Annotated in this window: 12 protein-coding genes; 7 read left to right on the top strand and 5 right to left on the bottom strand. The window is 57.6% G+C overall.

What is annotated here, in order from left to right:
• The first annotated feature begins 76 nt into the window (after nt 1–76).
• From E4P00_RS04150 to E4P00_RS04135, 4 genes are all read left to right on the top strand, one after another.
• Entirely contained in the window at nt 77–1,294 is a 1,218-nt protein-coding gene (locus tag E4P00_RS04150) for an MFS transporter (RefSeq protein ID WP_248130726.1), read from the top strand.
• 62 nt (nt 1,295–1,356) lie between these two features.
• Nucleotides 1,357–2,472 carry an efflux RND transporter periplasmic adaptor subunit gene (locus tag E4P00_RS04145; protein WP_216091371.1) on the top strand — a complete coding sequence of 372 codons (1,116 nt, stop codon included), beginning with the start codon at nt 1,357–1,359 and terminating at the stop codon, nt 2,470–2,472.
• A 19-nt stretch (nt 2,473–2,491) separates the two neighbouring features.
• Nucleotides 2,492–5,593, top strand: coding sequence for a MexW/MexI family multidrug efflux RND transporter permease subunit (locus tag E4P00_RS04140; protein WP_216091370.1), 3,102 nt, complete (start codon nt 2,492–2,494; stop codon nt 5,591–5,593).
• A gap of 10 nt (nt 5,594–5,603) precedes the next feature.
• Nucleotides 5,604–7,037 carry an efflux transporter outer membrane subunit gene (locus E4P00_RS04135; RefSeq protein ID WP_138454148.1) on the top strand — a complete coding sequence of 478 codons (1,434 nt, stop codon included), beginning with the start codon at nt 5,604–5,606 and terminating at the stop codon, nt 7,035–7,037.
• A 37-nt stretch (nt 7,038–7,074) separates the two neighbouring features.
• Here E4P00_RS04135 and E4P00_RS04130 read toward each other — a convergent pair whose 3' ends face one another.
• Complete coding sequence (locus E4P00_RS04130; RefSeq protein WP_248130724.1) at nt 7,075–10,299, bottom strand: hybrid sensor histidine kinase/response regulator; 3,225 nt, start codon at nt 10,297–10,299, stop codon at nt 7,075–7,077.
• A 206-nt stretch (nt 10,300–10,505) separates the two neighbouring features.
• Between E4P00_RS04130 and E4P00_RS04125 the strand changes: the two genes are divergently transcribed.
• Together E4P00_RS04125 and E4P00_RS04120 are read left to right on the top strand one after the other, a co-directional pair.
• Nucleotides 10,506–11,354 (top strand): EAL domain-containing protein, encoded by an 849-nt coding sequence (locus E4P00_RS04125; protein WP_248130722.1) that lies wholly within the window; start codon nt 10,506–10,508, stop codon nt 11,352–11,354.
• A 105-nt stretch (nt 11,355–11,459) separates the two neighbouring features.
• Nucleotides 11,460–15,092 (top strand): transporter substrate-binding domain-containing protein, encoded by a 3,633-nt coding sequence (locus E4P00_RS04120; RefSeq protein WP_248130720.1) that lies wholly within the window; start codon nt 11,460–11,462, stop codon nt 15,090–15,092.
• Between the two features lie 11 nt (nt 15,093–15,103).
• Here the strand turns inward: E4P00_RS04120 and E4P00_RS04115 are convergent, their stop codons facing one another.
• Nucleotides 15,104–15,733: a response regulator transcription factor gene (locus tag E4P00_RS04115; protein WP_138450859.1), complete on the bottom strand. Its 630-nt coding sequence runs from the start codon at nt 15,731–15,733 to the stop codon at nt 15,104–15,106.
• A gap of 449 nt (nt 15,734–16,182) precedes the next feature.
• On the bottom strand, nt 16,183–17,658 hold the full coding sequence (locus E4P00_RS04110; RefSeq protein ID WP_248130718.1) for an aldehyde dehydrogenase family protein: 1,476 nt from the start codon (nt 17,656–17,658) through the stop codon (nt 16,183–16,185).
• Nucleotides 17,659–17,744: 86 nt separating this feature from the next.
• On the opposite strand from E4P00_RS04110, the gene E4P00_RS04105 reads away from it, so the two are divergent.
• A complete protein-coding gene (locus tag E4P00_RS04105; RefSeq protein WP_248130716.1) occupies nt 17,745–18,665 on the top strand; it encodes an AraC family transcriptional regulator in 921 nt (306 codons plus the stop codon).
• Here the strand turns inward: E4P00_RS04105 and E4P00_RS04100 are convergent.
• Nucleotides 18,662–19,411, bottom strand: coding sequence for a glucose 1-dehydrogenase (locus E4P00_RS04100; RefSeq protein ID WP_248130714.1), 750 nt, complete (start codon nt 19,409–19,411; stop codon nt 18,662–18,664). The genes E4P00_RS04105 and E4P00_RS04100 overlap by 4 nt on opposite strands.
• Nucleotides 19,412–19,666: 255 nt before the next feature.
• Nucleotides 19,667–20,656, bottom strand: a complete 990-nt coding sequence (locus E4P00_RS04095) for a fimbrial protein (protein ID WP_248130712.1) — start codon at nt 20,654–20,656, stop codon at nt 19,667–19,669.
• Nucleotides 20,657–20,927: the final 271 nt, after the last annotated feature.

Here is a 20,927-nt window from a genome sequence, read left to right as displayed (position 1 = left end):
GCCCTCTAAACCGCATTCACATCCCGCTTGCAAACATTCACTCGGCAAAAGCCCTGAGCGCTGGGCTGGGAGACACATGTCCGTCGATATCACTAAACACAGCTCAAAAGGCTTGTTGTTTTTTCTCGCGCTGTCATTGACCGCAGCGCTCATGAACAGCAGCGCACCCACGCCGCTGTACCCGTTTTACCAAGAACATCTGCAGATCAACGCTGTGGACCTGACCTTTATATTCGGCGCCTACGGTGCCGGTGTTTTGCTGGCTTTGATGACCCTGGCGCGCATCGCCGGCCATGTCAAAGACCAGCGTTTTTTGCTGCTCCCAGCCATTGCACTGGTGCTGATCGGCGCCTGGTTGTGCGCCGAATGCGATTCGTTGTGGGCCCTGTGTGCAGCCCGCGCCATCTCGGGGCTTGGTGCGGGAATCATGACCACTGCCGTGAACGTAACGCTGGTACGGTTCGGCCCACTCGACAACGGCAAGTTGGCGGCGACGCTGGCCACCTTGGCAATGATCCTGGGGTTGGCTTTCGGCCCGGTACTCAGTGGCATGGCACTGCAACTGAACCTGTACCCGGCCAGCCTGCCCTTCTGGTCGATCATGGCCCTGGTCGCTGTCGCCGCCCTCGGCATGCTGGCGCTCTGGCCGCGTCACACCCTCCAGGCCCAAACCGCCGCTCATACAGTACAAGCGTCGCTACGTGAAGGCCTGCGCGGTATTGGTCGGCCCTTCCACTTGTGCGCATGGTCGGTGTTTTTCAGTTGGTCGTTCACGGCCTGCGTTTTCGTGATTGGCCCTGGCGCAGCCGAACAGCAACTGGGCTTGAGTGACCGCGGGATGTTTGGCTACAGCATGGCGGTGTACCTGTTGATCGCCGGGGCCAGCCAACTGTATTGCAAACGCCTGGATGCAGCGCGTGCATTGCGTTCTGGGTTGCTCGCCCAGTGTGCAGCCTTCCTGCTCCTGCTGACGGCCTTCTCGGTCCATTCGCTGACGCTCGCGGCGCTGGCCCTGGTAATCGGCGGCTACGCCTATGGCGCCATTTTTGTCGGCAGTGCGCGGCTGATCAATCAGCTGGCTCCCGCCAACTGCCACGCCAAGTTGGTGGCGTATTTCTATATGACCATCTACCTGTTCAACGCTGTGCCTATTCCACTTGGGCTGCTGGTGGACTCGATTGGGCTTACCCCGAGCGTGCTCGCCGCCTTGGTCCTCTTTCTGGGGCTCGGTGCCGTGCTGGCGATTCTGGCTACGCGGGTCCGATTCCCTCATGCGCATCAACAACCCGGTTGAGCGCTCGTCACCGTTGAACCCTCAGGGTTCTTAATTTTTTGCCTTACGTCAGTACCGGAATCATGAATAAAAAACTTAAAGTGTGCGTCACGATTGCTGCGGTGCTCGCCATTGGCGGCGCCGTCGGCCTGTACCGGCAGTCCACCTCTGCCCAACCTACCCAAACGTCGGCCGGAACAGCTGCGCCGGCCATCCAGGTGGCCGTCGCCACCGCCACGCAAGCCGATATGCCTAACACGCTGGCGGGTATCGGTGAACTGGAAGCCACCCGCCAAGTCATGGTCACCGCCGAAAGCGGCGGCCTGGTACGTGCCATTGCATTCCAACCCGGCGAGCGGGTGAAAGCCGGGCAAACCCTGGTGCAGCTCAACGATGCGCCGGAACAAGGCGAACTGGCCAGGCTTCAGGCCCAGGCCGCCAACGCCAAGGCCCAGTTACTGCGAACCCAGCGTTTGCTGCCTCAGCAGGCGGCGACGCAAGAGGAACTGGATCAAGTGCAGTCCGCCTACTCCCAGGCGCTGGCCGATATCGTGCGGATCAAGGCGCTGATCGATCAAAAACGCATCAAGGCGCCCTTCACCGGCGTGCTGGGTGTGCGCAAGGTCAACCTGGGCCAGTTCGTGCAGGCCGGCGATGCCATGGTGTCGCTGACCGACGCACAGACGCTGTACGCCAATATCACCCTGCCCGAACGTGCCCTGGCACAGCTCAAAACGGGCCAGGAGATGAGCGTCAGCGTAGACGCGTACCCGCAGCGCTTGTTCAAGGGCCACGTCAGCACCCTCGAACCACGTATCGACCCGGGCACCCGCACGGTGCTGGTCCAGGCCACGCTAGCGAATCCGGACAATCTGCTGTCACCCGGCATGTACGCCAATGGCGAAATCCATCTGCCAGCCAAAAAAGATGTCATCAGCGTGCCCGAAACGGCTGTGAGCTACAGCGCCTACGGTGATTTTGTCTACGTGGTCGAGGGCGCCGATACGCAGCTGACCAACACGGTACGCCAGGTCTACGTGAAGACCGGCGAACGCTCCGAAGGCCGGGTCGTGCTGCTTGACGGCGTGAAGGCCGGTGATCGCGTGGTCACCTCCGGTCAGTTGCGCTTGAGCAGCGGCGCCCTGGTACGCATCGCGCTCAAGGACACCGTAGGGCTCGACCAGGCCTCGAGCCGCTGATACACCAAGGATCTGAAAAATGAAATTCACCGACTTGTTCGTGCGGCGCCCGGTGTTGGCGCTGGTGGTCAGCACCCTGATTTTATTGATGGGGCTGCTGGCCATAAACAACCTGCCGATTCGTCAGTACCCCTTGACGGAAAGCTCCACGCTGACGATCACCACCCAGTACCCCGGTGCTTCGCCGCAACTGATGCAGGGCTTCGTCACCCAGGCCATCGCGCAATCTGTCGCTACGGTGGAAGACGTCGACTACATGAGTTCTACGTCGACCCAGGGCAAAAGCGTGATCACTGTGCGCATGAAGCTCAACGCCGACTCCAACAAGGCCATGACCCAGGTGATGGCCAAGGTCAACGAGGTCAAATACCGCTTGCCGGAGCAGGCTTACGACCCGGTGATTGTGAAATCCTCCGGTGAAGCCACAGCCGTGGCCTATGTGGGTTTTTCCAGCCCGACCCTGTCCACCGCCGCACTCTCGGACTACTTGCAGCGCGTGGTGCAACCGCAACTGTCTTCCATCGAAGGGGTCGGCAGCATCAACCTCAGCGGCGGGCAGACAATGGCCATGCGTATCTGGCTGGATGCCAATCGCATGGCCGCCCATGGTATTTCCGGCAGCGATGTGGCCCAGGCCCTGTTGAATAACAACGTGCAGGCTGCGCCCGGTCAGGCCAAGGGTTTGTATGTGGTGTCGGACATTCAGATCAACACCGACCTGGTCGATGTCGCCGAGTTTCGCCAGTTGGTGGTCAAGTCCAGCGCTGCCGGTGTGGTGCACCTGAATGATATCGCTACCGTGGAACTGGGCGCCGCGTCCACCGACACCAGCGCCACCATGGACGGTGTTCAAGCAGTGTTTTTCGGCCTGAATGCCGCGCCCAATGCCAACCCGCTGGTGATCGTCAAGAAGGTAAATGAATTGCTGCCGGGGATCCGCGCCAACCTGCCGCCGGACGTGAAAGTCGCTGTGCCGTTTGAGCTGGCACGTTTTATCAGCGCATCGATTGATGAAGTACTCGGTACGCTGGGCGAAGCCATCGCCATCGTGGTGCTGGTGATTTTCTTGAGCCTGGGTTCGGCGCGGGCAGTGATCATTCCGGTGGTCACCATTCCCTTGTCGATGTTGGGTGCGGCCGCGTTCATGTCAATGTTCGGGTTCAGCATTAACTTGCTGACCTTGCTGGCGATGGTATTGGCTATCGGCCTGGTGGTGGATGACGCGATCATTGTGGTGGAGAACGTTCACCGTCATATCGAAGAAGGCAAGTCTCCCACATATGCAGCCCTGCTGGGCGCACGTGAGGTGGCAGCGCCGGTGATTGCGATGACCCTGACGCTGGCGGCCGTGTATGCGCCCATAGGCCTCATGGGCGGGCTGACCGGCTCGCTGTTCAAGGAGTTCGCCTTCACCTTGGCCGGCTCGGTGGTGGTCTCAGGCATTATCGCGCTTACGCTGTCGCCGGTCATGAGCTCACTGCTGCTCAACAGCCAGATGAACGAAGGCTGGATGGCGCGCAAGGCCGAGAGATTCTTTCACCGTCTCGGCAGCGCGTATGGCCGGGTGCTGGATCTGTCGCTGCACCACCGTTGGGTCACGTTTACGATTGCGGTCATCGTGCTGATCAGCGTTCCCTGGCTATACAGCCGTGCCCAGACCGAACTGGCGCCCACCGAGGACCAGTCCACGGTGCTGACGGCCATCAAGTCTCCACAAAACGCCAACATCGACTACGTCGAGAAGTTCGGCAAACAGTGGAACGAAGCCATGGGGACATTGCCGGAGCAGAGCAACCTGTGGCTGGTCAACGGCAGCAACGGCGTATCCAACAGCATCGGCGGGGTCAACTTCGTCGATTGGGAAAAACGCGAGCGCAACGCCGACCAGATTCAGGGCGATATGCAGAACCGCGCCAACACCATCGAGGGCAGCAACGTCTTTGCCTTCCAGTTGCCTTCACTGCCAGGCTCGACCGGTGGCCTGCCGGTACAGATGGTGATCAAGAGCGCCGGTGACTACAGCGTGGTCTATGAGGCGATGGAAGCGCTCAAACACGCCGCACGTGAAAGCGGTTTGTTCATGGTCGTGGACAGCGACCTGGACTACAACAACTCGGTGATCAAGATCAAAGTCGACCGCACCAAGGCCAACAGCCTGGGCGTAACCATGAAGGACCTGGGTGACACCCTGGCGGTGCTGGTGGGCGAAAACTACGTCAACCGCTTCGCCATGGACGGTCGCTCCTATGATGTGATCCCGCAGAGCCTGCGCGGCGAGCGGCTGACGCCCGAAGCGCTGTCACGCTTTTATGTAACCAGCGCCACCGGTGGCCAAGTACCGCTGTCCAACCTGGTCAGCGTCTCGACCGGCGTCGAGCCCAATCAACTGACCCAGTTCGACCAGCTCAATTCGGCGATCTTCCAGGCGATCCCCAACCCGGGCGTGGCCATGGGCGACGCGGTGAAGTTCCTCGAGGCGCGAGCCAAACTGCTGCCGCCGGGTTTCACCTACGACTGGCTTTCGGATGCACGCCAATACCATCAGGAAAGCGGCGCGCTGGTGATGGCGTTCCTGTTCGCAATCATCGTGATCTACCTGGTACTCGCTGCGCAGTATGAAAGCCTGCGTGACCCGTTGATCATTCTGATAAGCGTGCCGATGTCGATTTGCGGTGCCTTGATTCCACTGGCCCTGGGCATGGCGACTATCAATATCTACACGCAGATCGGCCTGGTGACCCTGATCGGTCTGATCAGCAAACACGGCATCCTGATGGTGGAGTTCGCCAATGAGATGCAGGTCAAGCAGGGTCTGGATCGTCGTGAGGCAATTCTGCACTCGGCGAAGATGCGCTTGCGGCCGATCCTGATGACCACGGCGGCGATGGTGGCCGGCTTGATTCCCCTGCTGTTCGCCTCCGGTGCTGGCGCCCACAGCCGTTATGACCTGGGCCTGGTGATCGTCGTGGGCATGTTGGTGGGCACGCTGTTTACCTTGCTGGTTTTGCCGACCATGTATTCGTTCATTGCCGTCGACCATCGTATTGCGGCCACCACACCCCGCGCCCGTGCGCTGGCCGCTGCCGATGCAGCCGACGCCGCCACGACCCAGACGGTGTAAGGAGACATATATGCACCCCTTTAATACCTTCGTGATTCGCCCGCTCGCGCTGCTGGTCTGCTCGGCCTGGATGACGGGCTGTACCGTCGGCCCGGACTACCGGGCCAGTAACGAGCCCGCAGTAGAGCTGACTCAAAGCCCCGATACCGCGCTGTATAGCAGCACCCGCGTGCAACAGGATTGGTGGCGACAATTCCAGGACCCACAACTGGATGCGCTGATCGATCAAGCGCTGGCGCGTAACCATGACCTGCGCATCGCCCAGGCCCGGTTGCTGGAGGCACGTGCGGTGCTGGATCAGCGTCAGTTGGACCAACTGCCAACGGTGACCGCCAGCGGGGCTTATTCCCGTAGCCTGTCCCAGGCCAACCCCGGCCCGAGCGGTGAGCGCAACCTGGCCAAGACCTATCAGGCCGGCTTGGATGCGCAGTGGGAGCTGGACCTGTTCGGCAGGCTGCAGCGCCTGTCGCAGGCGTCTTCGGCACGCGCTGAGGCCGTCGCGGCGGACCTGGCGCAAACCCGTATCGTAGTGACCGCCGACGTGGCGCGTCACTACTTTGAACTGCGCGGAGCGCAACGGCAGTTAGCGGTGGCCCAGGCCAACCTGAGTAATCAGGAAAAAACCGTGGCGCTGGTCCAGGGCCGCGTGGATGCCGGGCGCGGCACCGCCGACGAACTGGCCAGCGCCCTGGCCGAGCGCGCACGGGTGCAAGCCACATTGCCGAGTCTGGAAACCCGTCAAGCACTCAGCCGCTATCGACTCGCCGTACTCACTGGCTCGCGTCCCAGTGACCTGCAAACGCTCACCGACCTGAAACCCTTGCCGGCACTGGTCACACGCTTGCCGATTGGCCAGATCAGCGACTTGCTGCGCCAGCGTCCCGATGTCGCCAGCGCCGAACGCGCATTGGAGGCGTCGAATGCGGACATTGGCGCGGTGACGGCCGAGCTTTACCCACGGATCGACCTGGGCGGTTTTCTCGGCTTTGTGGCCTTGCGCGGTGGGGATTTGGGCGACAGCGGCAGCCGTGCGTTCAGCGTGATGCCTTCGGTCAGTTGGCCGGCGCTGCACCTGGCCAGTGTCAAGGCAAGGCAGCGCGGGGCGCAGGCGCGAGAGGTGGGTAGTCAGGCGCGTTATGAGCAAGTGGTGCTGAATGCGATTGAGGAAACCGAGGGCGCGCTTACGACCTATAGCCTGTCGCAGCAACGGGTTCGCAGCCTGGCTGAGGCTACCGCGCAAAGTGAGCGTGCGGCTCGACTGGCACATGCGCGTTATGAAGCAGGTAGTGCGGCGTATCTGGTAGAGCTGGACGCGCAGCGTACGCAACTGAATGCTCAGGACGCGCTGACGCAGGCGGAGACCGCGTCGTATCTCGATGTAGTGCAGCTCTATAAAGCGCTGGGTGGAGGCTGGCGTGCGCCGGAATCAGTGGTATCCAAGTAACCCATAGCCGCCCTGAACGGGGCGGCATTTTCAATGCTTATACATTCGCAATAGCGCGTTCGACGCGCTGGATGAAAGCAGCCACGTCTGCATGGGTATGGACCAGCCCGTCCCGGGCGACAGCGACCTCCAACTCGCGACACAGCTGGATCAGACTTTTAGCTTTGCCTACCGCCAACGCACCCCGAATCCGATGCAGCAAACGGACGGTTTCATTACGGCCCTGCCCCCTGTCAAGCGCTTTAAGCTCACTCATATCCTGGGCGATGGTCTCAAGGAATAGTTCAAGCATGCGCTCCGGCACATTGATCTCGTCTACATCGCTTACCGGCGTATCGATTTCGCAAGCCTGGAAGACCGCAGGATCAAGCACACTGCGCAAACACAGATAGAGCCCCTGGATATCCATCGGTTTGGATAACCAACTGTTCATGCCCACGCGGATGCAATGCTCGCCCTCCTCGCGCAGCGCATTGGCGGTGACGCCGATAATCGGCATATCCACATCGCGCTGGCGCAATGTATCGGCAAGTTCATAGCCGTCAATGAGCGGCATGTTCACATCCGTCAGCAGTACGTCGTAAGCCTTCAACTCCAACTGCAGCAACGCCTGGACGCCATCGGGCACGACATCCACCGTACAGCCGATACGTTCCAGTTGCTCTTTCATCAGCACCTGGTTGACCGGGTTGTCTTCGGCCACCAGCACATTCAGCTCCAGTTGCAGATGCGTCACCGGTGGTTGCGGTAACGGTGCCTCCGATTCGCCAGTGATCGCCATCACCAACGCACGGCAAATGGACCCGACGCTGTTCTGGTTCACCACCACGTCCTGGCCGATAAACTGGGGCGTACTACTGAAATCATGCTGGGCGAAGACATTAATCGCGCCTGAGCTTGCCACCTCAACCTCTTGCGGCATGACCGTCAACACGGCATCAGGCGCTCCGCGAGCATCATCGCCCATCACGGTAGTGTGTGCCCCGTGCCACTCCAGCCAGGCGCAAAGGTTATCGGACAAGGTTGCATAGGGTGTGCGAACATCGATGCACTTGCCTAATAACTGCGGCAGTGAAGATTGACGGGGCTCTAGAATTTCCAGGGCCAACTCGAATATGAAGGTACTGCCCTCGCCTAGCACACTGTCCACGCTCAATGCGCCCCCCATCATCTGGCTGAGATGGGAGCAGATAGGCAGCCCGAGCCCGGTGCCGGCGACGGTGTGATGCTTGCTGTCAGCCTGGTAAAAGCGCTCGAACAGTTGCGCCTGCACCGCTTCGGACATCCCTGGGCCGCTATCGATCACGCACCATTGCAGGCTCACTTCGCCTGCGCAGACTCCGATAGGCGACAGGAAGACTGCGACATGCCCGCTCTGGGTGAACTTGATCGCGTTATTGAGCAGGTTGCCTACGATCTGCTGGATACGCAGGCGGTCACCCTGCACAAGGTTCGGCACGCGCGGGTCAACGCAGCAGTAAAGCGCCAGCCCTTTGTTCGCCGCCACCGCCGAGAACCCGCGCACGGTTTCTTCAAGTATTTCCAGAGGCTGGAACGCCACGGACTCCAGAACCAGCTGGCCCGCTTCGATCTTGGACAGGTCGAGCACATCGCTGATCAAATGCATCAATACCGCGGATGAGCTATCGATTGTACGCAGATAACCACGTTGGCGTTCATCCAGAGAGGTCATGCCCAGCAGTTCAAGCGTGCCCAGCACACCGTACAACGGCGTGCGTAGTTCATGGCTCAGGGTGGCGACGAAGTTGCTTTTCTGCTCATTCGCCGCATCCGCCGCCTGGCGGGCGAGTAGCAACGATGCGGATGCTTCGCGGTGGGAAGAAATATCAGTGAAGGTACACAGCAACACGCTGTCGCCAAGATACTCGGTGGGTGTATAGCGCACATGCAAGACTCGCTGATCGAGCAGCAGGCAGCCTTCACCGGTAAGGGGTTTATCCTGCTCAAACAGCGGCCATAGCACCATCATTTGTGCAAACTCGGTTGTCTCGCCCAACCATTGCGTATACAAACTGTTTTGCGTCACCAGTTCAATCTGCGGCCCCTTGACCACACACAACGCCAGCGGCACCGTTTGCAACAAAGACAGGTTGAAGTCATGGTTGACCAATAACTCCCGAAAGTCATTACTCGCTGGCACCACGATGCGCCGTCGATACCATCGGATGACCGACCAGCCACTGATGATGCATAAGCCCAGCAAGCCGAGCAGTCCTAGCAACTGCCAACGTGCATCCAGGATCAGTTGTCTGTAGGGGATACGATACAGGGCCTGCCAGGCGCCCATGTCCCCGGTGCTGCGCTTGATCAGCAGCCCTGAGGTAGTGAAATGGAAGCCGCTTTCATACTGGTAAATCTGTGGCGACTTGCCGCCCACTACACGCGTGCCGTCCGGCGCGGCGATGTCGACGTTGCTGTACAACGGCAGATCAAAAAACTGCTTTTCTATCCTTACCCCGGGTGCGTCAAATTCGTCCCAATACAGCAAGGTAGCGGCCACCAATTCCCTGGGGGGGCCCTTTCGTTCCCACTGGTCCTCTTCAATGCGACCGGAGACGTAGCCCAGTATTTGTTGAATGCCCTCACCGCCCAAAAAGAAATGACTGGGCCGCCAGCGCACCAGCAAGTCACTGCTCAAGGGCGGCAGCTGACGCGCAGATTGCTTGACCTCGTTCAAGACCTGGGAAAAATTGCGCTGGCCTGGATGAGGCTGGGGGCTGATCGCAGGAATCGCGATGTCGAAATCGCTCGACAGATCAAACACGAACATTTGCGGCGACGCGAAGGTTGAACCGCTCCAGAAGTCGCCATACACATTTGCCAGCGCAACCCCCAATTGCAGCTGTTGGCTCAATACACCGTCATGCGCGTCGGCGGCCTTGATAGGCAATGCCGCCGAAAACGTTGTGGCGACCTGGGACGCCTGGCCTTCATAAATGCGCATGTTGCCCTGCGTCGTATGCTTGACCACATAGGCTTCAGGGTTAAATACCGGTTTGTATTCCAATTGGCTGCTGGCCTTAATGGCCCGCAACAGAAATATTTCATGGTCGTAAGCACGACCCACGAAACGCATAAAATGATAATCGACTTTGAGCACTTCCCCGCGAATGACCTTGTAGGTCACCCAATAGCCGGCCACGGCGAAGAACACTAGCAACAAAAAAGACACCAACAGGCCGAAACCCAGGCGCAGCGAGACTTTTTCAAGTTTGCCGACGCTCGATTGCCTATAACGCATAAGCGATGCCATTTTCAGTGTTCATAAGGGGACTTCTGGCCTTTAAAGTTCATGTGCGATTACCGGACAACCGTCCACTCGGATGAGTCTATAGGCTTTTCATTAGCAGGTAAGATTAGTCCTACGCATCTGCTCGAAAGAGCTGACGTTTATGGTTACGCGCATCCTGCAAAATTGACTCATGGTCATCCCTTGCAGGGCATTAAATGAAAACCTCAGCCGCACTCAGCTTAAGTCAGATTCCAGCCGCCCCGAAGGTTCAAGAGCCCGATGTCCAGGATCTGCGACAAGGGTTGGCGGATCACGCGTTTGTGGGTTTTTACCAACCTCAGCTTTCGTTGAAAACGGGCACGATTAGCGGCTTGGAAGTTCTCGCCCGCTGGCGGCACCCTCACAACGGCCTGTTGACGCCCGGTTATTTTCTACAGGCCCTGGAACGCCATGACCTGATGGATGAGCTGTTCCTGCGCCTCTTCGAGCAAGGGCTGATCCTGCGCCAGAAACTGGCCAGCCTGAACCTGCCATTGACGATGTCATTCAACCTTCAACCGTCTCAACTCAGCAACCCCATACTGAGCCAGGCGATTAAAGTGCTGCTGCGTGCACATGAGTGCCCTGCCCGAAGTATCATCTTCGAGATCACCGAAACCGGCACGCTCAATCCGTGCAGTGTCGCCATGAACAACCTGCTGCAGCTCAAGCTGTTAGGCTGCGGCTTGTCCATGGATGATTTCGGCACTGGCTTTTCTTCCCTGGAGCGCTTGTGTGATGTGCCTTTCACCGAGCTCAAACTCGACGCCGGTTTCGTACACAAACTCGACACGCACTCGGCCTGCACCGCCATTGTCACTCACACCGTGAGCCTGGCAGCCAGCCTGGGCGTGTCACTGGTCATCGAGGGTGTCGAGACCCCGGCCCAGCTCAAGCGGCTCAAAGCCCTGGGTGTATCCATCGTACAGGGATATGCCATCGCACCGCCGATGGTGGATACCGCACTGTTGCCTTACATCCTTGAATACATTGCGGGCTCGCAGGTGGTGCTGACGTCAGTCTGAACCCCCGTTCACAGCGCTTTCCCCCCCCTCCCCCGCCATGTCCGTGGTCGACCTTGAGCCGACCAGCGCGGCGTACTTGGCATTTTGCAGTCAGGTAACCGTTTCATGTCCACGTTCAAAGCCCTGGTGGCTTTTTTCACCGTGCTGCTGCCAGTTGTATCCTACGGCGCTGCGGCAGCGATACCTATGCCGCAACAACCCCTGCACTTGCTCAGCCAAGTGAGCCAGGAACCGCAGAAGCTGCAACTACCCGAAAGCGACTGGGCCTGGCTGCGCGAGCGGCGCGCCCTCACCCTGGGCGTGGTCGCGCCGTTCACCCTGCCCTTCGACATGGTCTACGGCAACGGAGACTACGAAGGTATCAGCGCCGATGTGGCGACGATGCTCAAGCAGCAACTGGGCCTGGAAATCACAGTCGTAGGGTTCGCTGATCGTGTGCAGGCGATGGCCGCCTTGCGGGCTGGGGAAATCGACTTGATCAGCCGGTCCAGCGACTATGACCGCGAGTCCTTTGACACGGTGGTGACTCTGCCCTACAGCGTCAATGCACCGGTACTCTATCAACGCCAGGACAGCGACATTGCAGTGCCCTCAAATCTCAAGGGGCTTACCGTAGCGGTCTCCAAGGATTACCTGCCATACGCGCTACTGACCGAACGCTATCCCCACGCGCAGTTTTTTACCTACGGCACCACCGCGCAAGCCTTGGCCGCCGTAGCCTTCCAAAACGTTGACGTGTTTTTGGGCGACTCGGTAACCACCCACTACCTAGTCAACCATAGCTTTTTCAGCTATCTCAAGTTTATCCAGTTTCTGAAAATCGACTCGGGCGGCTATGGGTTTCTGCTCAAGCAAGAGGATCAACGCCTGCTGCGCATTCTCAATGCCTCGCTGACCACATTCGGACAACTGCGCATGAGCTACCTGATCAAGCGCTGGACCGGCGGCGGCACGGTGATGCCAGACGACAATGTGCATCTGAACGCCCAGGAAAGACACTGGCTGGCGCAGCACCCGGTCGCGCGTTTCATGATCAACGATGACATGGCCCCCTCGGCATTTTTCGACGCCAAGGGCCGCTTCAACGGAGTGATTTCCGACCTGTTCGAGATCATCACCCAGCGCACCGGCCTTAAGTTCGATATTCAACGGGCCTCCAGTTTTGAAGGCATTCAGGACGCTTTGCGCGATGGTGACACCGATTTGGCCGTGCTGACGTCCAGCCCGGAGCGTATGAACCACTTCCGTTTCAGCCACCCATTCGCAACCAGCTCATTTGCCCTGGTCGCGTCTACCGCCGAATCGAGCCGTGAGCGCTCAAGCCTCAACGCGCTGGCCGGCAAGCGCCTGGCAATTGTCCAGGGGCATGTACTGACCGACAGCATTCGCCAGAACTTTCCCACGGTGCAGTTAATCACCCCGACGAACAACCTTGAAGCCATGCGCATGGTGGTCAATGGCGACGCCGACGCCGTCTTGATGACCTTGTCCATGGCTCGTTACTACACCGCCCGCCTCTACGAAAAAGAACTGCGCGTGGCCGGTATCGTCGACGGTCAAACGGCCACCGCCAACTTCGCCATGCGCCGTGGCGAAACCGAGCTGCAGTCGATCATGGATAAAGCCTTGCTGAGCATCCCGCCTGACGAGCTTAACGCGATCACCATTCGCTGGCGCGCCAATGCGGCCATGAGCGGGCAGACCTGGCGCGACTACAAACTGGTGATCCTGCAGATCATCTGCTGCGCATTGCTGGTGCTGCTGGTGTCAATCATTCGAATCGTACAACTGCGCCGTCAGATTCGTCGCCGAGTCGCCGCTGAGAAAGCCCTGAATGATCAGTTGGAGTTTCTGCAAACCTTGAACCATGCCATGCCCGTGCCAGTGTATGTACGCGACCGCGAAGGACGCCTGCTGTCATGCAGCCGCAGCTATGAACACGTCATGAAGCTATGTCAATCCCAAGTGCTGGGTAAAACCGCCTTGCAAACCCAGTATGGCGATATCGAACTGGCGCCTACGCTCCACCAGAGTTACCTGCAGGCCATGGAGGATGGCAACCCCATCGAACAGCAACTGCAGATCACTATCGACGGGCAACCCCACTTTATCGAGCACTGGATTCAGCCCTTTCGTGATTCCAACGGCCTGATTGCCGGGGTGATCTGCGGCTGGCAGGACGTTTCGCAACATCATCAACTGATCGAACAACTGCAACAGGCAAAAACCCAGGCTGACGAGGCCAGCCATGCCAAAACCCAGTTTCTGGCGACGATGAGTCACGAGATCCGCACGCCCATGAGCGCGGTGATCGGTACATTGGAGTTGGCGCTCAAACGCGCCGACCATGGCGTACTGGATCGAGTGAATATCGACGTGGCCTACACGGCCGCCAAGAACTTGCTGGAGTTGTTGGGCAATACGCTGGATATCGTACGCATTGAATCCGGGCACTTGAGCTTCTCACCACGCCGGGCCAACCTCAAGAATCTGGTGGAGATGGTGGCGCGGGTATTTGAAGGGCTGGCGAGAAAGAAGAAACTGGACCTGATTCTGGAAATCGACGCCGGTACCACCCTGGACGTCTCTATCGACCCTCTGCGCTTCAAGCAAGTACTGTCGAATTTGGTGAGCAATGCGATCAAGTTCACTGAGCGCGGCCGTATCGTCATCCGCTTGGTATGCCGCGTGTTGAACGGGCAGACACTCAACATGCATCTGCAAGTGCAGGACACGGGCATGGGCATCAGTGAGGCAGACCGGCAAACGCTGTTTCGCCCCTTCGCACAAGTGACTCAGTCGGACCTCTCGGTCCATGGTGGCAGCGGCCTCGGGCTGGTGGTATCGCGCTCGCTATGTGAAATGATGGGTGGCCGCCTGGAGCTCATCAGCACGCTGGGGCAAGGCACTACGGTCAATGTAACCCTCAAGCTCAAGCTTCTGGAACCGCTGCCTGAAGAAGAACTGCCGCTGCCCGCGTCCTCCGAGGCTACTCCAAGCTGGGCCATGCGAGTGCTGATCGCAGACGACAATACCTTGAACCGTCAAATGCTGCGCGCGCAGCTGGAGTACCTGGGCTGCAAGGTGATTGAAGCCAGCAATGGGCTGGAGGCGTTGGAGGCCTGGCGTGCCTTTCCGGTTGACTGGCTTATCACGGATTACCACATGCCGGTCATGGACGGAGTAGAACTGACACTGGCGATCCGCCAGGAAGAACAGCAACGCAACGGCGGTGAATTGACGATTCTGGGGCTGACGGCCGACGCCCAGCAGGAAGAAATGGACCGCTGTCTTAATGCGGGCATGGGCGACTGTCTGATCAAACCCATCAGCCTGGCCATCCTTGAACAGCGCCTGGCATCACTGGAGCCTGCGGATAAGCCGGCCTATAAAGGCGCCAGACCGACGCTGCATCGGCCTGAATTCGACATGAATCTGCTCCAGCCGATTACCGGTGGCAACCCGGCAATCATTCAACAACTGCAAGCTGAATTGATGCGCAGCAATCAACAGGATATCGAACAGTTGCGTGACTTCAGTGAGACACGGGACCTCGCCGGCATTGCCGAGCTGGCTCACCGTTTGAGGGGTAGCGCATCATTAATGCGCAATGACTATCTGCTTGGGTTGTGCAAGGAACTGGAGCATGGCTGCCGAACCGGCGCCGAGGACGTACCGGCGCAGGTCAGGCAGGTGAAGAAGGAGTTACGGCGCATTCAAAATATGCTCGAACCCTAGGCTGTGAACGACTACGCCAAGCCATTGCGCTTGGCCAACTCACCCAATGCAATCAGGTTTTCCACACTCAGCTTGCGTTGCAGGCGGATTTTGTATGTGCTCACCGTCTTGTGGTTGATCATCAACTCATCGGCGATGGCCTGGTTGCCCATACCCCGAGCCAGCAGTTTCAACACGGTGATCTCACGATCGGACAGTTGCGCGATCAGCAGGCTTTCCTCGCTGGCGGCCTGGGTATTGTCGCGTAACTGGTGGATGGTATTGGCCGGGAAATAGCTGTAACCCGACAGCACTGCCTTCACCGCACCGACCAGTTCGTCCAGGTTGTCATCCTTGCAGACAAAACCCGCCGCACCAGCCTGCAACGAGCGCATGGCGAAGTTGCGAGTGTCGCCGGAGGTAAGGATCAGCACACGGGTAGAAATACCGATAGCTTTGAGGTGCGCAATGACTGAGAGTCCGTCCATTCTCGGGATACTCAAGTCAAGAACAATCATGTCCGGGAGCAGTTTGCGAATGACTTCTACCGCGTCCACACCGTTGTCGACCTCAGCGACAATCGAATGCCCTTCCTGCTCGAGCATCACGCGCACTGCCATGCGCATCAGGGGGTGGTCGTCGACGATGACTATGGTGCCCATGGTTAATTTTTCCTGGATTTCGATTAGAGTAGCGACGACGGAATCGTCTAAGCAAGCAAACACCTGAGCAGCTAATCGTAACTCAAAGTATTTGAGCACAATCATGCGCTGCACGACATGATGTACAGAAGACGCATAAGTTAACGCGAACACTCTGCAAACTGCTATTGAAGCGCCGTCGCCGAGGACGCGGGCAAGAGGCGGCAATCATACTCAACTTATTCGCAGTGCAAACCGCAAGAATCCTCGCCAAACCACAGATATATCCTTCTCGCAGGCAGGATAATTCCTACATCAATCTAACTGACCGGAAAGCTTTCGTAGCGTCAGGCGCTGTTTTCAACCTCATCTTACTGAATAAATGCACCCACCAAACGAACAAAAAATATCGTTGACATCAGGCTATCGGGTCCGCGTGCACCCTCCGACTGCACGCGGCAACCGCCTATCTACACGTCTGCAAACCAGCTCAGCGGTACACGTGCCTGCATCGTGATGGTTTTTATCTGTGTATAAGCATTAAGCGTCTCCCGACAAAACTCACGCCCTATCCCACTGTTTTTATACCCGCCAAACGCAGTCCCGTCGGTAATGTTCGAGTAACGATTGATCCACACCGACCCAGCTTCCAGCCGGGAGGCAGTCTCCATAGCGTGTTGCAAGTTGCTGGTATAGATCCCGGCGGCCAAACCATATTCAGTGTCATTGGCCTGGGCGATCATCGTTTCATAGTCGTCCCACACGATCAGCGAAAGCACCGGGCCAAAAATTTCTTCCTGGCAGATGCTCATATCGTTACGTGCAAGTAATAACGTTGGCTGGATAAAGTAACCGTGCTCGCAACCTGGAATCGCCGCCCGACCGCCCCCTGCGAGCAATTCGGCGCCCTCTTCCAGACCCATGATGATGTAGCTCAACACGCGCTCACCTTGTTGCGCGTTGACCAGGCAACTGATCCGTGAGTCGTCAGCCAAGGGGGACCCGACTCTCACGCGCTTGAACGCGGCGATGAGTTTTTCCTGAAACGCCTCGGCAATCGATGCATGCACGAACAGACGCGTACCCGCCAGGCACGACTGCCCGTTGTTATGGATGGCGGCGAAGGTGGCGTTATCGACCACCGCATCGATGTCTTCGATGTCCGGAAACACGATATTGGCGCTTTTGCCCCCCAGCTCCAGGGTTGAAGGCACGAGGCGACGGGCCGCCACGCCGGCGACCGTCCGGCCGACTTCGGTACTGCCGGTGAATGACAGCTTCCTGACCAGAGGATGCTCACTCAAGGCTGCACCGACGATGTCTCCCAGCCCGGTGACCATGTTCACCACACCTGCGGGAAAGATCTTGTTGATCAACTTGCCCAGTTCAAGCGTCGACAACGAAGCATTTTCATCAGGCTTGAGCACAACGGTATTACCGGCAACCAGTGCCGGTGCGAGCTTGAACGCGGCCATGATCGCCGGCGCATTCCAGGGAATGATCTGCCCGCACACGCCCAAGGGCTCACGCTTGGCGATGGCGTAACCACCGTCGATTTCCCGACCAGTGTCTTCATGAGCCATGATCACCGAGGCGAAATAGCGGTAGTGTCGGACGGCGGTCAGGTAGTCCTTGCGTACTTCGCTGATGCAGCGCCCCACGTCATGGGCATCGATCATCGCAAGGCGTTCGCTGTGCTCTTCGATCTCGTCAGCCAGCAGGTTCATCAGGCGCGCGCGCATCTGCTGACCCAGGGCACGCCAGGCGGGAAACGCTGCATGCGCGGCCTTTACAGCGCGATCAACATCCTTGGCGTCACAATAACGGATGTAGGCTAAGTGCCTGCCCGTGGCAGGGTCGACCGCAGCAAAAGAGCGCGCTTTATCGTCAGTTTCAAACACCCCATTGATCAGTGGGCCATAAAACTTATCGAAATTGGTTTGCATGGTGAACCTCATATTTAAACGTGAAATCTGGATGAGCTCTGTTATAAAATCCCGATTGCTTTATTTTCCGTCCACCTAGGTGATATATGGATCCTCTGTCCGACGTTCTTTCCTTGCTGAGAATCCGTAATTACCACTCAGCCACGCTCTCCTTGGGCGGTGATTGGGCCTTCACTTTCCCTGAACGTGAGGGCATCAAGTTCACCGCGGTGGTCAAGGGCAGTTGCTGGTTGCAAGTGGATGGCGAACAGCAGCCGCAGCGCCTGCACCAGGGTGATTGTTTCCTGATGACCCGTGGCATGCCTTTTTCGCTCTACAGTGATATGTCCCAGCCGGTGATGAACTCCGACTGTCACTTTCAAACCCTCGCGGCGGACGAACTGGCCTTGCATTACGGCGGCAATGACACGCAGTTGGTCGGTGGCCGTTTTGACTTCAGCGGCGTGCCCACCCAGTTACTGCTCAGCAGCCTGCCCTCGCTGGTTCATGTGCAGGCCAATGACCCCCAAGCATCGCTCCTGCGCTGGGCACTGGAGCGATTCACCTCGGAGTTGCAGCAGAAACGTCCCGGTCGCTCGCTGATGAATGAGCACTTGGCTCACCTGATGCTGGTCGAAGTCCTGCGTACCCACCTGGCGACCCTGGACAGCACCGGCATCGGGTGGTTTTACGGCTTGGCCGACCGTAATCTCAGTACAGCCTTAAGCGCCATGCACGCCGACCCGGCGCGTCGCTGGAGCGTCCAGGAGCTGGCGCAACTGGCAACCATGTCGCGCTCGGCGTTCGCGCTGCGCTTCAAACAGGTGGTGGGTGCAGCCCCCATGGAATACCTGACGTACTGGCGCATGCTGCTGGCGAGTGATCGGTTGAAAAACTCCGATGACGCGGTGTCCACCATCGCGTTCTCATTGGGATATGAGTCCGAAAGCGCATTCAGCACTGCGTTCAAGCGTGTCATGTCGCAATCGCCTCGCCACTATGTGCGCGAGCACGCCGCCCAGGCTTAGTGCAGGCCGCCGCCGATTATCAGGGTTTCACCGGTGATCCAACTCGCATCCGACGACGCGAGGAAAGCAACGGCAGGCGCAATATCCGCAGGCTGACCGATGCGACCCAGCGGCGTGATGGCTTCGATCTTTTGCCGGAACGCATCTTCGAAAAAGCCGCTGGCGTGCACGCCCTCCGTGACGACTAGCCCAGGGTTCACCGAATTAACGCGGATATTTCTAGGCCCTAACTCATTTGCCAGGGTACGGGTGATAGCGTCAACTGCAGCCTTGGAGGCGGTATACACCGAGGAGTTGGCCGGCGTGAAAGAGGTGACGCTGGAGCTGATATTGACGATGCTGCCGCCCTGAGGATTGAACACTTCAACGGCTGCTTGGGTACACTGAATCAGCCCCAGGACGTTGAGGTTGAACTGGCGATGAAACTCTTCCTCGGTAATATCGGCAAGAGCACTCGTGGAGTAAACACCAGCATTGTTAACCAGAATATCGAGGTGGCCATGCTCGTGCGCTATGGTCTTGAATAGCGCCTTTAGGTCAACGCTCTTCGAGATATCGGCTTGCACCGCGTAGGCCCTGTTACCCGTTTGCAGAATTTGTTCAACCACGCGGTCGGCATCCTCGCGACTGTTTGCGTAGTTGACGATGACTGTCGCGCCATCCCGGCCCAATTGCCTGGCAATCTCTGCACCGATACCCTTCGAGGCACCGGTAACCAAGGCGACTTTTTTATGCAGCTTTTTCATGCCCACTTCCTTCTGTTGCTGGCTTAATTCAGTTGTTCCAGATTAAGAGCAACCCCGTGAGCGGTTAATAGTCGGTCCTCCAGAAAAGCTTCGCGAGCGTCCAGAATGCCGCGGTGTTCCTACCGTCAAAACTCACCCGAAGACATCAGGACACCTGGACGTACTCGCTGCAGGAGCGAACCTACGGTAATTTATTCGAGAATACGTTAAACACGCCGGAGTGACGGCGGGCCATTAGACCCCACCCACCTCTATTCAGTCGTAAGACAAGACAAGTGCTACTTCACCCGAGACACGTCCTGGGGACGGGATGGCCATTGTGCGACGGACGTAACTGACTAGCAGCTTTCTTGAAATAACCCCACCTGCTACGGGAATTTGCCCAACCGGATATGCAGTGCCCATTAAGATCGTTGTAGCGTCATCCGTTAACTGCAAACCGATAGACTCAAGGCTACCTGATTCAGTAACAGAGCGAAGCGTTACATAATTGGAGCCTGCCACTGAACTATTCACATCAACCAGTGAATACTTGACACTATATGCAACGGCCGCCCCCTCACAGGTTGCGGAAATAGCAACGGCTGTTGTACCCGCCTTGGCATTCACGCTTCCAATCTCAGAAAGGTCAATTTTTGGAAGCGCGTACTCGCTGGGACCAGAGAGTTTGCAAGTAGGACTTTTCGACGTAATGACCGTGCTCGTAGTTTTTGTAATCGCCGACCCAGTATATGATGCGCCTTGCTTAACGCCGGTATTAAGCAAATTCACTGCCGGCAGGCTATACGAACCAGGATCCAATCTACCGGTGGCGACCAGTCGAACCAATATTTTAATCCCAAAGGTACTGCTCATGGTGCCTTCATTATCGTAGGTCGTCAGCGGTACACCTTTATAAGGCTTCCAATTACCCTTGGTGTCCGCGACGGACATAATAAATGAGACATCAGGAATAGAACTTTGCAATAACGTATAGGTCTCCCCACCGAAAGAATATACTCCAGCGCTCGCAAGCGGACTATCAGTGACAATTTCAAATTTTCCGGATCCTGTCACATCACAATTCATCAGTGACGCATCACTTGCCTGATGCCAGTCCTGGGAGATCATTCCAGCTCCGGCCCCCTTATAAGTAAAACTACTATACAGACCCACAGTCAAGGTATTGTAGGTACAGTACGTAGCGTGCACCTGCAAACTCAAAAAAACCAGAATAAAACACAATAATAATTTTTTAATACGCACACCTACCCCATAAAACCTCATGACATTACCAAGACAAGCTCGGACTCGCCCAAACTAAAAATGCGAGTATTAAAATCAAAAAACACGAGCTTTTGGATATGAGAATTTTTCTCTGCACTGAGCAATAGACATATAAAAGTGATCAGTGAAAGCCACGACAAAATTAACCCGTCGCGGCTAAGTGCGACAGCGCAAAAATCTGACACCAGCACCAGATAAAACCATGCAGAATGTACGATAATTCCTACACGACACATCAAAGGGATAAAAC

It is taken from the genome of Pseudomonas sp. B329 (assembly GCF_023127835.1).
In the GTDB taxonomy this organism is placed as follows: domain Bacteria; phylum Pseudomonadota; class Gammaproteobacteria; order Pseudomonadales; family Pseudomonadaceae; genus Aquipseudomonas; species Aquipseudomonas synxantha_A.
This window is presented reverse-complemented; position numbering and strand designations above follow the sequence as displayed.

Excerpts from the sequence above, each read along its gene's own strand:
- E4P00_RS04150 (WP_248130726.1), top strand. The coding sequence starts at position 77 with ATGTCCGTCGATATCACTAAACACAGCTCAAAAGGCTTGTTGTTTTTT.
- E4P00_RS04145 (WP_216091371.1), top strand. The coding sequence starts at position 1,357 with ATGAATAAAAAACTTAAAGTGTGCGTCACGATTGCTGCGGTGCTCGCC.
- E4P00_RS04140 (WP_216091370.1), top strand. The coding sequence starts at position 2,492 with ATGAAATTCACCGACTTGTTCGTGCGGCGCCCGGTGTTGGCGCTGGTG.
- E4P00_RS04135 (WP_138454148.1), top strand. The coding sequence starts at position 5,604 with ATGCACCCCTTTAATACCTTCGTGATTCGCCCGCTCGCGCTGCTGGTC.
- E4P00_RS04130 (WP_248130724.1), bottom strand. The coding sequence starts at position 10,299 with ATGCGTTATAGGCAATCGAGCGTCGGCAAACTTGAAAAAGTCTCGCTG.
- E4P00_RS04125 (WP_248130722.1), top strand. The coding sequence starts at position 10,506 with ATGAAAACCTCAGCCGCACTCAGCTTAAGTCAGATTCCAGCCGCCCCG.
- E4P00_RS04120 (WP_248130720.1), top strand. The coding sequence starts at position 11,460 with ATGTCCACGTTCAAAGCCCTGGTGGCTTTTTTCACCGTGCTGCTGCCA.
- E4P00_RS04115 (WP_138450859.1), bottom strand. The coding sequence starts at position 15,733 with ATGGGCACCATAGTCATCGTCGACGACCACCCCCTGATGCGCATGGCA.
- E4P00_RS04110 (WP_248130718.1), bottom strand. The coding sequence starts at position 17,658 with ATGCAAACCAATTTCGATAAGTTTTATGGCCCACTGATCAATGGGGTG.
- E4P00_RS04105 (WP_248130716.1), top strand. The coding sequence starts at position 17,745 with ATGGATCCTCTGTCCGACGTTCTTTCCTTGCTGAGAATCCGTAATTAC.
- E4P00_RS04100 (WP_248130714.1), bottom strand. The coding sequence starts at position 19,411 with ATGAAAAAGCTGCATAAAAAAGTCGCCTTGGTTACCGGTGCCTCGAAG.